The sequence below is a fragment of the Pandoraea pnomenusa genome, from assembly GCF_000767615.3.
Classification (GTDB): domain Bacteria; phylum Pseudomonadota; class Gammaproteobacteria; order Burkholderiales; family Burkholderiaceae; genus Pandoraea; species Pandoraea pnomenusa.
Genome location: NZ_CP009553.3, coordinates 4046468 through 4061813 on the forward strand (window position 1 = coordinate 4046468; position 15346 = coordinate 4061813).

At 67.3% G+C, this 15346-nt stretch carries 12 protein-coding genes; 9 read left to right on the forward strand and 3 right to left on the reverse strand.

What is annotated here, in order from left to right:
- Positions 1 to 81: 81 nt before the first annotated feature.
- From ilvD (LV28_RS42050) to LV28_RS42060, 3 genes are all read left to right on the forward strand, one after another.
- Positions 82 to 1950, forward strand: coding sequence for a dihydroxy-acid dehydratase (gene ilvD, locus LV28_RS42050; protein ID WP_023597169.1), 1869 nt, complete (start codon positions 82 to 84; stop codon positions 1948 to 1950).
- 125 nt (positions 1951 to 2075) lie between these two features.
- Entirely contained in the window at positions 2076 to 3749 is a 1674-nt protein-coding gene (ilvD, locus tag LV28_RS42055; RefSeq protein WP_038620281.1) for a dihydroxy-acid dehydratase, read from the forward strand.
- 247 nt (positions 3750 to 3996) lie between these two features.
- The gene (locus LV28_RS42060; RefSeq protein WP_144347392.1) at positions 3997 to 4377 is read left to right on the forward strand and encodes a c-type cytochrome; all 381 of its coding nucleotides are present in this window, start codon (positions 3997 to 3999) and stop codon (positions 4375 to 4377) included.
- Positions 4378 to 4387: 10 nt separating this feature from the next.
- On the opposite strand, the gene LV28_RS42065 is transcribed toward LV28_RS42060, so the two are convergent.
- From LV28_RS42065 to LV28_RS42075, 3 genes are read right to left on the reverse strand one after another with little or no spacing between them, the layout of a single operon-like run.
- On the reverse strand, positions 4388 to 4753 hold the full coding sequence (locus LV28_RS42065; RefSeq protein ID WP_023597172.1) for a DUF2486 family protein: 366 nt from the start codon (positions 4751 to 4753) through the stop codon (positions 4388 to 4390).
- Between the two features lie 2 nt (positions 4754 to 4755).
- Entirely contained in the window at positions 4756 to 5172 is a 417-nt protein-coding gene (locus LV28_RS42070) for a DNA polymerase III subunit chi (RefSeq protein WP_023597173.1), read from the reverse strand.
- A complete protein-coding gene (locus LV28_RS42075; RefSeq protein WP_023597174.1) occupies positions 5169 to 6680 on the reverse strand; it encodes a leucyl aminopeptidase in 1512 nt (503 codons plus the stop codon). Before LV28_RS42075 ends, LV28_RS42070 begins: the two co-directional genes overlap by 4 nt.
- Before the next feature lie 91 nt (positions 6681 to 6771).
- On the opposite strand from LV28_RS42075, the gene lptF reads away from it, so the two are divergent.
- The 6 genes from lptF (at position 6772) to LV28_RS42105 (ending at position 15238) form a co-directional block, all read left to right on the forward strand.
- Positions 6772 to 7890: an LPS export ABC transporter permease LptF gene (gene lptF, locus LV28_RS42080; protein WP_023597175.1), complete on the forward strand. Its 1119-nt coding sequence runs from the start codon at positions 6772 to 6774 to the stop codon at positions 7888 to 7890.
- Entirely contained in the window at positions 7890 to 9029 is a 1140-nt protein-coding gene (lptG, locus tag LV28_RS42085; RefSeq protein ID WP_025249645.1) for an LPS export ABC transporter permease LptG, read from the forward strand. Before lptF ends, lptG begins: the two co-directional genes overlap by 1 nt.
- A gap of 10 nt (positions 9030 to 9039) precedes the next feature.
- Entirely contained in the window at positions 9040 to 9420 is a 381-nt protein-coding gene (locus LV28_RS42090; protein ID WP_023597177.1) for a sirohydrochlorin chelatase, read from the forward strand.
- Between the two features lie 370 nt (positions 9421 to 9790).
- The gene (locus tag LV28_RS42095; RefSeq protein WP_023597178.1) at positions 9791 to 10552 is read left to right on the forward strand and encodes a hypothetical protein; all 762 of its coding nucleotides are present in this window, start codon (positions 9791 to 9793) and stop codon (positions 10550 to 10552) included.
- A gap of 175 nt (positions 10553 to 10727) precedes the next feature.
- Positions 10728 to 14393: a dermonecrotic toxin domain-containing protein gene (locus LV28_RS42100; protein ID WP_058371684.1), complete on the forward strand. Its 3666-nt coding sequence runs from the start codon at positions 10728 to 10730 to the stop codon at positions 14391 to 14393.
- Positions 14390 to 15238, forward strand: a complete 849-nt coding sequence (locus tag LV28_RS42105; protein WP_058371685.1) for an Mcf1 protease effector domain-containing protein — start codon at positions 14390 to 14392, stop codon at positions 15236 to 15238. The genes LV28_RS42100 and LV28_RS42105 overlap by 4 nt, the downstream gene beginning before the upstream one ends.
- Positions 15239 to 15346 lie beyond the last annotated feature (108 nt).

Genomic DNA, 15346 nt, shown 5'->3' on the forward strand with positions numbered 1-15346 from the left:
CATTCGAGGAAAGACGAATCTTGACGTCCGAACAGAGCCTTGACGGCCCCGACCCACAAGCCCAGCGTTACAGAGACGACCATGCCTGAATACCGTTCCCGCACCTCCACCCACGGCCGCAACATGGCCGGCGCCCGCGCCCTGTGGCGCGCCACCGGCATGAAAGACGGCGACTTCGGCAAGCCGATCATCGCCGTGGTGAACTCCTTCACGCAGTTCGTGCCGGGTCACGTGCACCTGCGCGATTTGGGCGCCATCGTCGCCAAGGAGATCGAGGCGGCGGGCGGCGTGGCCAAGGAATTCAACACCATCGCCGTGGATGACGGCATCGCCATGGGGCATGGCGGCATGCTGTACTCGCTGCCCTCGCGCGAGCTGATCGCCGACTCGGTGGAATACATGGTCAACGCGCACTGCGCCGACGCCATGGTCTGCATTTCCAACTGCGACAAGATCACCCCGGGCATGCTCATGGCCGCCATGCGCCTGAACATCCCGGTCGTGTTCGTCTCGGGCGGTCCGATGGAGGCCGGCAAGGTCAAGTCGGGCGACGGACAGGTGATCGCCAAGATCGACCTGATCGACGCCATGATCAAGGCCGCCGATCCGAAGGTCAGCGACGCCGAAGTCGCCGAAGTCGAGCGCAGCGCCTGCCCGACGTGCGGCTCGTGCTCGGGCATGTTTACCGCCAACTCGATGAACTGCCTGACCGAAGCCATCGGCCTGGCCCTGCCGGGCAACGGCACCATCGTGGCCACGCACGCCTGGCGTCGCGGCCTGTTCGAGCAGGCGGGCCGCCTCGTGGTCGACCTGTGTCGTCGCTACTACCAGGAAGACGACGCCTCGGTGCTGCCGCGCAACATCGCCACCAAGGCCGCGTTCGAGAACGCCATGGCGCTCGACGTCGCCATGGGCGGCTCCACCAACACGGTGCTGCACCTGCTTGCCGCCGCGCAGGAAGCGGGCGTGGACTTCAAGATGGCGGACATCGACCGCATCTCGCGCAACGTGCCTTGCCTGTGCAAGGCCGCGCCGGCGACCGACAAGTACCACATCGAAGACGTGCACCGCGCAGGCGGCATCATCGGCATTCTGGCCGAGCTCGCCCGCGGCGGACTGCTCGACACCTCGTGCGGCAACGTGCACAGCGGCACGCTCGGCAACGCCATCGACGCCTGGGACGTGAAGAACAGCGCCAACGATCGCGCGCAGACGTTCTACAGCGCCGCGCCGGGCGGCGTGCCCACGACCATCGCATTCAGCCAGTCGTCGACCTATCCGGCGCTCGACCTGAACCGTGAAACGGGGTGCATTCGCGACAAGGAGCACGCCTATACCAAGGACGGCGGCCTGGCCGTGCTGTACGGCAACCTCGCCGAGAAGGGCTGCATCGTGAAGACGGCCGGCGTGGACGAGTCGCAATGGGTCTTTACGGGTCGCGCCCGCGTGTTCGAGAGCCAGGACGACGCCGTCGAAGGGATTCTTGGCGACAAGGTCCAGCCGGGCGACGTGGTCGTCATTCGCTATGAAGGCCCGAAAGGCGGCCCGGGCATGCAGGAAATGCTCTACCCGACCTCGTATCTGAAATCGAAGGGCCTGGGCAAGACCTGCGCCCTGTTCACCGACGGCCGCTTCTCGGGCGGCTCGTCGGGACTGGTGATCGGCCACGCGTCGCCGGAAGCGGCCGAGGGCGGCACCATCGGCCTGGTCGAGGACGGTGACGTGATCGAGATCGACATCACGCAGCGCAAGATGCATCTGGCCGTGTCCGACGACGAACTGGCGCGCCGCCGCGCCGCCATGGAAGCCCGTGGCGACAAGGCATGGCAGCCGGCGAACCGCGAGCGCGTGGTGTCTCAGGCCCTGCAGGCCTACGCCGCGCTGGCTACCTCGGCCGACCGCGGCGCCGTGCGCGATCTGTCGCAGTTGAAGACGGCCAAGCGCGGCTGACGCCGCGCGGCGGCACTCCCGGTGAACCCGGGGGTGCTGCCGGCCCGGCAGCGTGATACAACAACGCCTATGCGCAACGCTGCGGCAGTCGAGGGTGGCCAAGCGCATCCCCACAGGAGACCGTCATGGCATTCAACCGTCGTTCGCGAAACGTCACGCAAGGCGTGGCGCGCTCGCCCAACCGATCGATGTACTACGCGCTGGGCTATCAGGAAGAAGACTTCGACAATCCGATGATCGGCGTGGCCAACGGCCACTCCACGATCACCCCGTGCAACGCGGGGCTGCAACGACTGGCGGACGCCGCCGTCGACGCCATCAAGCGCCATCAGGCCAACCCCCAGATATTCGGCACCCCGACCATTTCCGACGGCATGTCGATGGGCACGGAGGGCATGAAGTACTCGCTCGTGTCGCGCGAAGTCATCGCCGACTGCATCGAGACCGCCGTGCAGGGCCAGTGGATGGACGGCGTGGTCGTGATTGGCGGCTGCGACAAGAACATGCCCGGCGGCATGATCGCCCTCGCGCGCATCAACGTGCCCGGCATCTACGTCTACGGCGGCACCATCAAGCCGGGCAACTGGAAGGGCAAGGATCTCACCATCGTCTCCTCGTTCGAGGCCGTGGGCGAGTTCACGGCCGGACGCATGACCGAAGCCGATTTCAAGGGCATCGAGAAAAACGCCTGCCCGTCGACCGGTTCGTGCGGCGGCATGTACACGGCCAACACGATGAGCTCCTCGTTCGAGGCGCTGGGCATGTCGCTGCTGTATTCGTCGACCATGGCCAACCCCGATCAGGAGAAGGTCGACTCAGCCGCCGAATCGGCCCGCGTACTCGTTGAAGCCGTCAAGAAGGACCTCAAGCCGCGCGACATCATCACGCGCAAATCCATCGAAAACGCCGTGGCGCTCATCATGGCGACCGGCGGGTCGACGAACGCCGTGCTCCACTATCTGGCCATCGCGCACGCGGCGGACGTCGAGTGGCGCATCGAGGACTTCGAACGCATTCGCGCACGCGTGCCGGTCATCTGCGATCTGAAGCCCTCGGGCAAGTACGTGGCGACTGACCTGCACAAGGCGGGCGGCATTCCTCAGGTGCTGAAGATCCTGCTCGACGCCGGGCTGCTGCACGGCGACTGCATGACGATCACCGGCCGCACGATCGCCGAGGAACTGAAGGACGTGCCGTCGGTGCCGCGCGCCGACCAGCACGTGATCTTCCCGATCGACAAGGCGCTCTACAAGGAAGGCCACCTCGCCATTCTCAAGGGCAACCTCGCCGAAGACGGCGCGGTGGCCAAGATCACCGGTCTGAAGAACCCCATCATCACGGGGCCGGCGCGCGTGTTCGACGACGAACAAAGCGCGATGGACGCAATCCTCGGCGACAGGATCCAGGCGGGCGACATTCTCGTGCTGCGCTATCTCGGCCCGAAGGGCGGCCCCGGCATGCCGGAGATGCTGGCGCCGACGTCGGCCATCATCGGCAAGGGACTCGGCGAGTCGGTCGGCTTCATCACCGACGGGCGGTTCTCCGGCGGCACATGGGGCATGGTGGTCGGGCATGTCGCGCCGGAGGCATTCGTGGGCGGCACCATCGCGCTGGTGCACGAGGGCGACTCGATCACCATCGATGCGCACCGGTTGCTGTTGCAGTTGAACGTGCCTGACGATGAACTCGCCCGGCGTCGCGCGGCGTGGAAAGCACCGGCGCCGCGCTACACGCGTGGTGTGCTGGCCAAGTACGCCGCGCTCGCGCAACCGGCCAACAAGGGCGGCGCGACAGGCTGAGCGTCACGTCCACGGAGACGGTTCGCGCCTCTGTCGCATTGGATCACCCCGCGGCACGCTCGTCGACAGCGACGGACGTGCCGCTTTTTCGTTGCACCGGCCGAGCGACGACAAATGCTATATTCCGGCCAGACGTTTCGAGACCGGCAGACAAGAAAGACGAAAGGCTGCCGGGCAGGCGGCGCCATGCCGACCCGGCCCGGCTGCCCCCGGGGCCTGCCGGCGACTTTCCGGACATACGTAGCCAATGAAAACCACTACCGGTAAACCTGCGGGCGCGATGGTCGGTGCCTGGTTGATGGTCGCGGCAAGCGCCGCGTTCGCGCAGACCGGCGCGTCGCCCGCCTTCGATGCACAGGACAAGTCCGACGCGCGCGCGATCGAATCGCTCGCGCGCGCCCGCAACTGCATGACATGTCACGCCACCGACCGCACGCTGCTCGCGCCGTCGTACCGGGACATTGCCAAACGCTACGCGGGCAAGCCGGGCGCCGCCGAGGAACTCGCGCGCTCCATCGCCGACGGCAGCCGGGGAAAATGGGGCAGCCTGCCGATGCCCGCCGGTTTGCAGCTCGCGCCGGGCGAGGCCAACCGCCTGGCGCGCTGGATTCTGGGCATGTCGCGCTAGCCGCCTCGGCTCAGCCCTGCGAGCGCACCTGCTTGGCGACTTCTTCGATGACCGCCTGCCGGATCCGGTCGGGCAACTGCGCCTGAAGCGCGTCGGCCACCTGCTTGCCGATCAACTGGACCAGCCATGACGTCTGGTCGATCAGCGCGTCGTGACAACGGCGCTCCACCATCGTCGTGATCTCGTCGGCCAGTTGCAACGTAAGCCGCGCGCTGACGCGTTCGGCGAAAACGGCGACGTCGGCGGGCACGCCCTGCTCCGGGGCGGAAGTCGCCGCGGACGTGTGCCCCGGAGGCGACGGCGCCGCCTCGCCGGGCGCGAGCACTTCGGTCAGCGTGGGGATGCCGGGGTCGGTGCGCTCGGGCTCGTTCGTCACGGTCAGCCTCGTTGGTCGTAGTTGTTCAGGGTGTAGCCGCGATCGCGATAGAAGCGGTACCGCTCGCGTGCGCCGGCGAGCTCGTCGGGGGCGTCGCCGACGATTTCCACCACGCGTTCGAAGCGCGCGAAGTGCGTGGGTACCACGCCCGCGAGATTGAGCAGCACCTGATGATGCTGTGCGGGCTCATCGGGCGCGGCGAGCACCACGGGCGTTTGCGCGGCGAGCGGGTCCTGAGTGAAGCAATGCGGCACGAACTCGAGCGGCGAGAAAGTCCACAGCGTCTGGTCGAACGCCTTGAGCACGTCCGGCTCGCCGACGACCACGAGGGTCTGACCGGCGCCGTAGACCTTGCGCGCGAACCGGCACGCATACTCGACCCGGTTCGGCACATGGGTGTGAAAGTCGACGCGCGTCACCGGGCTTCGCGATCGATCAGGAACTGCGTGAGCAACGGCACCGGACGGCCCGTCGCGCCCTTGGCTGCCCCGCTCTTCCATGCCGTACCGGCGATGTCCAGGTGAGCCCACTCGTATTTCTCGGTGAAGCGCGCCAGGAAGCAGGCCGCCGTCACGCTGCCGGCCGGGCGCCCGCCGATGTTCGCCACGTCGGCGAAGTTCGACTTGAGCTGCTCCTGGTACTCCTCCTCGACCGGCAGACGCCAGGCCGTGTCGCCCGTCGCACGGCCGGCGGCCAGCAGTTCGTCGGCCAGCGCGTCGCTCTTGGAGAACAGGCCCGAGTTCACATGACCCAGCGCGATGATGCAGGCGCCCGTGAGCGTGGCGACATCGATCACGGCCGCCGGCTTGAAGCGCTCGGCGTAGGTGAGCGCGTCGCACAGGATCAGACGGCCTTCGGCGTCGGTATTGAGCACCTCGATGGTCTGGCCAGACATGCTGGTGACCACGTCGCCCGGTTTCGTCGCCTTTCCGCCCGGCATGTTCTCCGTGGCCGGCACGACCGCGATGACGTTGAGCTTCAGGCCCATCTCGGCGACCGCACGGATCGTGCCGAGCACGGAACCCGCGCCGCACATGTCGTATTTCATCTCGTCCATGGCCTCGCCCGGCTTGAGCGAGATGCCGCCCGTGTCGAACGTCACTCCCTTGCCGACCAGCACGATCGGCGCCTGCCTGGCGGGTCCGCCCTCGTACTTGAGCACGATGAACTGGGGTGGCTGAACCGAGCCGCGCGCCACCGACAGGAACGACCCCATCTTGAGTGCCTCGATCTGCTTCGGCCCGAGGATCTCGGCCTTGAGCTTGAATTCGCGCGCCAGCTTGCGGGCGGTGTCGGCCAGATACGTGGGCGTGCAGACGTTGCCCGGCAGATTGCCCAGGTCCTTGGTGAGCGCCATGCCGTTGGCGATCGCCTCGCCATGCCGCGCAGCGACCCTGGCGGCCTTGAGTTCGTCGGGCGCGACGGCGAAGACGACCTTGCGCAGCACCGTGTTCGACGGTTCGGCCTTGCTCTTCATCTGGGTGAAACGATAGGTGGCGTCGCGCAGCGCGATCACCGAGGCGCGCACCGCCCAGGCGGCGTTCTGGGCCGTGACCGTCGCCTGGGGCAGCGTCCACAGGGCGTCGACGGCGCGCGAGGCGAGTACGGCGCGCGCGGCGGCGCGCGTGGCTTCGTTGAACGCCTTTTGCGAGAGCTTGTCCTCACGACCGAGGCCGACGAACAGCACACGTGCCGGGCTCCAGCCGGCGACCTCGTGCAGCATCAGCGTGCTGCCGAGCTTGCCGTCGAGTTCGCCGCGCTTGACCATGCGCGCGAGCAGACCCTTGCTCGCGGCGTCGAGCGCCTTGGCAAGGCCGGCGAGCGGTTGCTGCTCGAACACGCCCACCACCAGACACTCGGTCTTTGCGTTGGCAAGACCGGCCTGGCCCGCCTTGGTCGAATCGAAGGCTTTTGTGCTAAAGTCCATCGCGCTTTCCTCGGGTAAAATTCGTACGAGCCGCAATTATCCGCTTTTTTCCCCGCTCGCCCAACCGCGAGAGCACCCCTATCGTCATCACATGATTTTTCAGCGTTCCCTGCAGCGCGAGCTGAACTACACCGCCGGGGCCGTCTTCATGGTGCTGATCACCGTCATGCTCACCACCATGATGATCCGCATCCTGGGCTTCGCCGCGTCGGGGAAAGCCGACCCGCGCGACGTGCTCGTGCTCATCGGCCTGGCCGTGATCGGCTACCTTGCCGTCATTCTGATCGTGACGCTGTTCGTCTCGATCCTTTTCGTCCTTACCCGCTGGTACCGCGATTCGGAAATGGTCGTGTGGTTCGCCTCGGGATTGTCCATCACCGATTTCATCAAGCCGGTGCTGCGCTTCGCCGCGCCCTATCTGGCCGTCATCACGTTCTGCGCCCTGGTCGCCTGGCCGTGGGCGAACCAGCAGATTGCCGCGCTCGAAGCGCGCTTCGCGCAACGCGACGATGTCTCGATGATCTCGCCGGGGCAATTCCGCGAGAGTGCGTCGAGCCATCGCGTGTTCTTCGTCGAGACCGTGTCGCCGGACGCGACCAAGGTGCACAACGTGTTCGTCTCGGGAACCGAGAACGGCAAGGTGAACGTGGTCGTCTCGAAGGACGGTCATATCGAGACCGCCAAGGACGGCAACCGCTATATCGTGCTGGAAAAAGGCCGCCGCTACGACGGCGTGCCCGGGCAGCCCGATTACCGCGTGATGGAATTCGAGCGCTACGGCGTGAAGATCGACAATCCGAACGCCACCTCCACCGACAACACCCCGACCAAGGGCGTGCCGACGGCCCGTCTGTTCCGCGAGATCCAGAATCCGATCTTCCGCGGGGAAATCGTGTGGCGCATCGGTCTGCCGCTGCTCGCGCTGTCGCTGGTGCTGCTCGCGGTGCCGCTGGCCTACCAGAATCCGCGACACGGCCGCACCATCAACCTCGTCATGGCCGTACTCATCTATCTGGGCTATACCAACCTGCTGAGCCTGTCGCAGGCGTACGTCGCGCAGGAGCGCCTGCCGCTCGCCATCGGCGTATGGCTGCTGCATGCGCTCGCCCTGCTCGTCATCGTGCTGTTGTACGTGCGCCGTGTGCGCTTCCGCGGGTTGCTGGGCCGCCGCCGCAACGGCGCCGTGCGCGCCGCCGGAGGCGCCCGATGATGCGCGTCTACGAGAAGTACCTTGCGCGCCAGATTTACCTGGCGTTCCTCTTCGTCCTGCTCGCGTTCGTCGGCCTGTTCGTCTTCTTCGACCTCGTGAGCGAGCTGGGCGACGTGGGCCGGGGCGGTTATCGCTTCCAGCACGCGCTGGCCTACGTGCTGCTGTTCGCACCGCAGCGCATGTACGAAATCATTCCGGTGGCCTCGCTCATCGCCGCTATCTATGTCTGCGCGCAACTGGCCGGGAACTCGGAGTTCACGATTTTCCGCGTGTCGGGGCTCTCGACCGGACAGGCGCTGCGCTCGTTGCTCAAGATCGGGTTCCCGATCGTGCTCGTCACGTTCGTCATCGGCGAGTACGTCGCGCCCAATGCCGAGCAGCTCGCGCAGAAGATTCGTCTCGAGGCGTTGGGCAGTTCGGTGTCGTCGGGCTTCCGCTCGGGCGTCTGGGTCAAGGACACGGTCGATCAGGATGGCTCGCGCGTGACCCGCTTCATCAACGTCGGCACGCTCAACCCGGACAACACGATTGCCAACGTGCGCATCTACGAGTTCGACGACAAGCTCCGGCTCGACAGCGTGCGCCTGGCCAAGCTGGGCCAGTTCGAGGCGCCGAATTTCTGGAAGCTCACCGACGTCTCCGAGACGGTATTCACCGCCACCGACACCGCCACGACCAGCACCGATCCGCTGCGCGCCCTCGTGCAAAGCAAGCAGGTCCATATCGACACGGTGCAGATGCGCTCGGAGCTCACGCCGCAGATCCTGTCGGTGCTGATGGTCTCGCCCGACAACATGGCCATCGGCAGCCTGTACAAGTACATCGGGCACCTGAAGGAAAACCAGCAGAACACCGACCGTTACAGCCTGGCGCTTTGGCAGAAACTGCTCTATCCGTTCGCGGTATTCGTGATGATGGCGCTGGCCCTGCCGTTCGCTTATCTGCACGCCCGCGCGGGGGCCATCGGCCTGAAGGTGTTCGGCGGGATCATGCTCGGCATGAGCTTCCAGTTGCTCAACAACCTGTTCTCACATCTGGGGCTGCTCAACACGTGGCCGTCGTGGTTTACGGCGGCATTGCCGTCATTGCTCTATCTGGTGCTCGCCATTGGGGCGTTGCGCTGGGTGGACAAGCACTAGGAACGTCGTCATGCCGGACAAGCCAGGTCTCGTGCTGTTTGCGCACGGTTCGCGCGATCCGCGCTGGGCCGAACCGTTCGAGCGACTGCGCGAGATGCTGCGCGCGCAGCGCCCCGACGTCGATGTCCGGCTCGCGTTTCTCGAACTCATGACGCCGAGCCTGGCGCAGGTCGTCGACGAACTCGCGGCCGCCGGCAGCCGCGAGATCACCGTGGTGCCAATCTTCCTCGGTCAAGGCGCTCACGCGCGGCGCGATCTGCCGGCGCTCGTCGAAACTTGCCGCACCACGCATCCGGCGCTGTCGATTCGCCTGTGCGCCGCGGCAGGCGAAAGCGACACCGTATTGCTCGCCCTCGCCGCCTACTGCACGGACGCGCTCGATATCGCCTGAGCGGCCCGGGCGCTCGCCCCCTCCGATCGTCCCTCACCCACCCACCCGCCGTCCCGATCCTGCGCCAACGGGGCCACGATCCGCCCCTGCGGACGTGCCGCCCCCTCCTGTCTCAGCCTTCGCGCGAGCCCCGCATCGCAAGCGAAATCTGCAAGTCGCCGCCTCGGCGCCTCGGCAAGACTAACGCCAAGCGATCCGCGCCGACACGCCTTCCGACTTGCCTTGCGCCCGTCCCGTCGTCCGCCCCCTCGCCCGCCGTTGCGTGAGTCGGCTTTGGGCACGACAGCGGCGCCATCGGCGCATGCGCTTGCGACGCGCTCGTCGCGGTCATGCCCCCGAGACATCCTCGTCATCGACTGGAGCGCAAGCCATGCATTTGATCTCCGCAGCCCCTTCGTTCGCTTCGATCATCGCGCCGGCATCCGACGCGGTGGTGCCGATTCCCCTGCCGGTCGGGTTCGCGACGGAGGTGGCGCATTTCGAACGCCTGACCGACATCGGCCGCGCCGTGTTCGACGCCCCGCCGCAGGCGGGTGCCGCGCTCGGCCTGTTGCTTGCACTGGCCAGGGAGGCAGTGCCATTCGACGATCTGGAAGATCTCGACCCGCACAACGTGGATCGGCTCGCGGACCTCTTCGACGAACGGCCCGCGCTCGCGCCGTATGTCCTGGCGACACTACCGGCAAAGATCGTGAACAGCCCGCCCTGGGAACATGTGGATACGATCATCGGACGCGCCGTGAGCGCGAGCACGCTACGCGACCTCGAGCGCTCGCTGCATCGTGCCAACGTGCCCCTGCCGGACTTCGCGCAATACGGCGGCGGATGGCGCGCCGACTTCAACGCATGGCGAGACGAAATCGTCGATTGGGCCACCTATTTCCGATGGCTCGGGTCGGGGCATGACCCGTTCTCGGGAACACACCCGGCCGAGCGCTTCGACAATGCGTCCGCGCACGCGTCCCTCGCGGGCACGCCACTGCGCACCAGCCGGACCGGCTTCGAGCTGGCGCTGATTTATGCCGCCGAGCTCGAGTTCGATTCGGCGGAAGACCTCCTTGCGCTGCTGGCGCAGCCGATTCCGCGCGAGGGTTCCCGCATGCCGTCGCATCGCCGCCGCTCGGAAACCTGACGGAGCGAGCCAGCGCATGCATGCCACCGCCCCTGCCCCCAGACCCTGCGCCGCCGCCTCCCGCCCATCCATCCGGGCGCCCGCCGGCGGCGCATCGGCCGATTTGCACGCCGCATCCCGGGAGACCTTCCGTCAGACGTTGCTCATGTGCACGCAAGGCTCCAGAGTCATCGGCATGTCGTGCGCCCCCTCGTCGGTAGGCGGCCTGGCTTCCGAGGTACGACGATCGCTGACCGACGCCGGTGTCGCCGCGCACGAGATCGATCTTCTCACCCACGTCGTGACCGGTCACGTCGAGCCATACGTCGACGAGATGCCCTTCTTTCTGGCACTTCACGCCGTGCGCATGGCGGGACAAAAATTGCGCGACCGCGCCCCCTGGGCATCTCCCGACGATATCTGCCGGCGCGCGCTGAGCCAGTCAACGTGGCGCAGTCTCTCGCGCTCGCTGAATCGCTCGGTTGCCAACGTGCCGGAGATCGGGCGGTGGGGCGACTGGCAACGCGTCTCGTCCAACTGGCGCCACGGGATGTGCGACGCGATCGTTAAGGCCGCACAAATGGGGGCGGGTGCCACCCCGTCGCATCGGCGCGCGCGCCGGGATGCGGGTCACGACGGCGACGCTACCTCGCCGGCGCCATCGCTCGACTTCACCTGCGCGGGCAAGACCGGCTACCTGCTCGGGGCACTATACGCGTCGTCGCTGCTGCCCCAGCAGCATTGCGTGGCCAGGACCCGACATGGCGCACCCACCAACGGGACCGCCATCGCGATCGCGCCGGCTACCCTCGCGCGCGGTGAGCACGTGCCAGATCCGACGCCGCGACAAGCGCGCACGCCATCCGGCCGCGCGGCATGCGAAGCGAGTCAGGCGCCGGCGACAGGCACATCATTGCCCCCGAGCGAGCCCGAGTCACATCGCGTCACGCCGAGGCAGGCACGGCCGGTGCCGATCGACGGCGCGCAGGCGCGACTGGTGAACTTCGTGAAGGACATCGGCGCGGCCATCGCGTCGCTGGCCGCGCTCCGACTGCCGGGCGCCGAAGCCGCCGGGGCGGGAGCGTTCCGCACGCCGGGCATCGTGCTTCGCTCGGCCGCATGGTCCGCGCCGCCACGGGCCGACGATGTCACCTTTCTGACGAGCTCACCAGCGGTACGGCAACTGGTGGATTCGGCCAATGCGTGGCGTCACCGCAATGCCGTGCAGAGCGAATTGCACAAGACATTCGCGCCGTTGATGGCGTTCGCCATGCCGGCCGACAAAGAACAGTTGCTCGAAGACCTGCTGGAAGCCCAAGCCAGCCTCGAGGGTATCGATCCGGGTACGCTCAGACTGCGTCGGCACCGATCGATCGCGGGGGCGCAGCGCCACAAGGCCGTCAAGTACTGGCGCCTGTACGACGCCGCCGAACGGATCGTGCGCGGCGAGCTGGACATCACGGCACATGCGGCCGACGTGACGTTCGACGTCAGTCAGGAAACGCCGGTGGGCGCCGTCTACGAGGCGCCCACGTTGCTCACTGCCTCGCGCTGGATGATGATCGTGACGCAATGGAGCGTCCGGTGCCAGGCGCGGGCGAACATGACCTGGACCGTACCCGCGCGGCTGGCGGACGATGCGAACAGCGAGCTCACGCACGCGCTGCAAACCGCCCTCGCACTGAGCGACCTCGCGATGGCCAATGCCTACGGCCTGGTATCTCGCACGGCGGTGCAGACGGCTAGACATGCCCTCGTCGCCGCGCTCATTCCGGGCATTGCGGGGACCACCAGTCACGCGCATGCGTTGCAACTGTCGCTCGATGCTGGCGGGTCGACACACCATGCCACGCCCGCGGGCACATTCGTGATCACCCAGCATGCCCGCGACGGCATCGCACTGCTCTATCTCATGGGCGAGCCGCTGGCATGGCGCGCCTTCGATTCGCCCGATGCGTTGCACGACGCCATCGCCCGAAACCTCGGTGGCTTGCGCGACACGCTGCTCGCGCGCACACCCGACACGTTCCGCCGGTCAGCACAGACCGGCAGGCTCACGTCGGGCCTCGGCGACGGCACCGCGACAGCGCCGATGCAAATCGCGCGGCAGGCCACGCTGGCGGTCATGGATGCCGAAGCGCCGCTCGTGCTCGTGGCGCCCGCGACGCCCGCGCGCGTCGACGACTATTGCCGATGGCTGAGCGGCGAGCCCAATGCCGCGATCGAGCAGGCGCTGGAGCGCTGGTATGCCGCGCGCCAGGCCGGCGGATTGTCCGTCGCTTCGCGGACTCCGCTCGTCGGCCTGCGGGACATCCAGTACATCGAGCGCATCCAGCGCCTGCGCGCCTCGCTGTCGATGGCGATCCCCACGCCAGAGACCATGGCTCGCCGGCTTGCGAGGGCGATGCTCGCGCGGCGTGGGCTGGCCGACGTCGATCCCGACGATGTCTACGTCACGTTGTCGGAGCCGCCGGTCACGGTCTCGCTCACGAACGCGACGATGACGAAGATGACCTCGCCGCGGACCACCGCCACCGGACAGCTCTTGCAACCTGCGACGCGCACGGCAATCGCCATGGTGCCCTTGCGACGAGACGGCGAAGCCCCAGCGCCCGGTGCCCGGGAGCTGCTTGCGGACGTGACGCCGCAGGGCTACGCCCAGCAGGCAATCGAAGCGTTCGAAGCGTTCTGGCATGCGCATCGGCGCGAGGTGCGAAGCGTGCTCAAGAGCGAGTTCATCGCGCAAGTGTGGCTGCAACGCGCAACCAGGACGCTTTCGGTCGAGCAGGCCAACATCGCGGCGCGCATTGCCGGGCCGATCGAATTGCCGCGACTCGACGCCGCACAACTCGGTCAACGCATTCCCGCGCCAAATGTCCGGCGCGAGTGGCTTACCGTGCAAGGGCGCGCGTCGACGTTGCTGATGATCGGCGCGCCGCGACGCGACGCGAAGTTACTGCTCGCCGCCTATCCGGACGGTCTGCAAGTGCACGGCTTCGAGAGCCGTCGGGCACTCGACGCGTGGTTCCTGTCGCAGACCCGGGATGACGAGACCCGGCGCAAGCTGGCCCGTACATTTGCTTCGCCCGCCGCTTCGTCCACCGGCTCGCCCGCCTCATCGGCCGCCGTGGCCGGCGACTGGCTTGCCGGTCGCGGCCCCGACGCCCTTGGGGCTGCCGTGTCGCAGCCGGAGGACACCTTCGCGCTCATGACCGACGCCTACCGGCGGCTGTCCACGCACACGCTGGCCGACGACGCCGAGTCCGGCAACGGCGCGCGCTGGCTGAACGTCATGGGCGCCATCGCGAACGCCGATGTGGCGTTCGGCCTGGGAAGCTGGGTGTTGCCCGCAACGCGTCCCGTCGGCATCGGCATCTCGATGCTGGACGTGGCGCTGGGCGCCGTGGGCGAAATCGTGGGCGTCGCCACCGACCGCGACGATCTGCGCCGCCAGGGGTGGCGTTCGATGCTCAGCGCAGTCGGCAGCCAGGGCATCGCATTGGCGAGATTCAGGGCGCTGGGCTTCCTGACCGGCGACGCGAAGTTTCGGTACTTTGTCGAAGAAGCGCCAAACCGCGACGAGCGGCTGATCCCGGGGCTCCATCGAAGCGCCGGGCGACTGTACGCCTCGGTCGACATGGCGACACGCGCCTACATCGAGTTCGACCCCGCAACGGGCTTCTTCCGGCTGGTTCCCGCCGAGCGGGCCACCGGCGTCGCCGCCGACGGCCCGCTTGCACGCCTGTCGTCCGGGGGCACTGGCACACCGTTTCGCCGGGCGACAGCGCCGCGCCGCCGCTCGACGATCCGCTCATTGCATGGCGCATCGAACAGGGATTTCGCCGACGGTTCGATGCCTTGACATCGCTTCGGAACCGCCGCTTCGACGACGCCCGGCGTGCCGTGACCACGGCGCAGGCGCTTCAGGGTCAGCGTCTGCCGGCAGAGCGCATTCGCTGGCAGCTTCGCCTGCTGAAACTGGAATTTCTGGATCCGGCCATCGACGACGTCGAGACCCTTGGCACGCTTGCCGGACGTATCGGTGAGTTGCAGAACCTGTTCGATTCCAGCGCGGTGATCGCCGTCGGCTCTCTCGAGCAACGCGCGCGAGCCGTCGGTGCGGGCTATATTCAGATCACGCAATCGCCACGCGTGTTTCTGAGCCATATCCGCGCGGGGCTGGTGCGGGCAACCGCCGTTGCGGGGCTGCGGGGCACCCCGCATCTGGTCGTGCAACGCTTCAACATGCTCGCGCGTCTGCCGCCGCAGGCGTCAGAGCCGTTGATGGGAGATTTGAGCTGGATCGGAAACGTCGAGGGTGGAATGCGCGAAGTGCCCGCCGCTCCGGGCGCCCTGGGGCCCGAATTCACCACGCTGTTCGAGCGCGCGCCCGACACGTCGCTGGCGTACGAACTGAACATCGGCGCACGTCGCTATCTGCTGGGCAGGAGCGTCAACTCGCGCGGTGCCGCGAGCTACTACTTCCTCGATCCCGACACGGGCATGGTGATCCATCACGACCCCGAGGCGCTGCTCGACCTGGCCCGCGAGCATCTGAGCGACGCAGCGCATGCTTATGGGGAGCCCACCGATGGGACACCGCCGCTCGTCGATATTCTCGAAGTGGACGCCGAGCGCCTGGGTCGGACGGACATCTACCGCGACTCATTTCGCGTCCAGTCGGTGCGCGAGGCGCTCGAGCTCTGAGCCCGAACGAAATGCCGGCCTGTCGGCGATCGGCCGGCGTCGTTCACTGCGGCGGGATCGCGGCTCTGCGCGCGTGACGGGCCGCGCCTGTTCGTCCCTTGCGCCGGA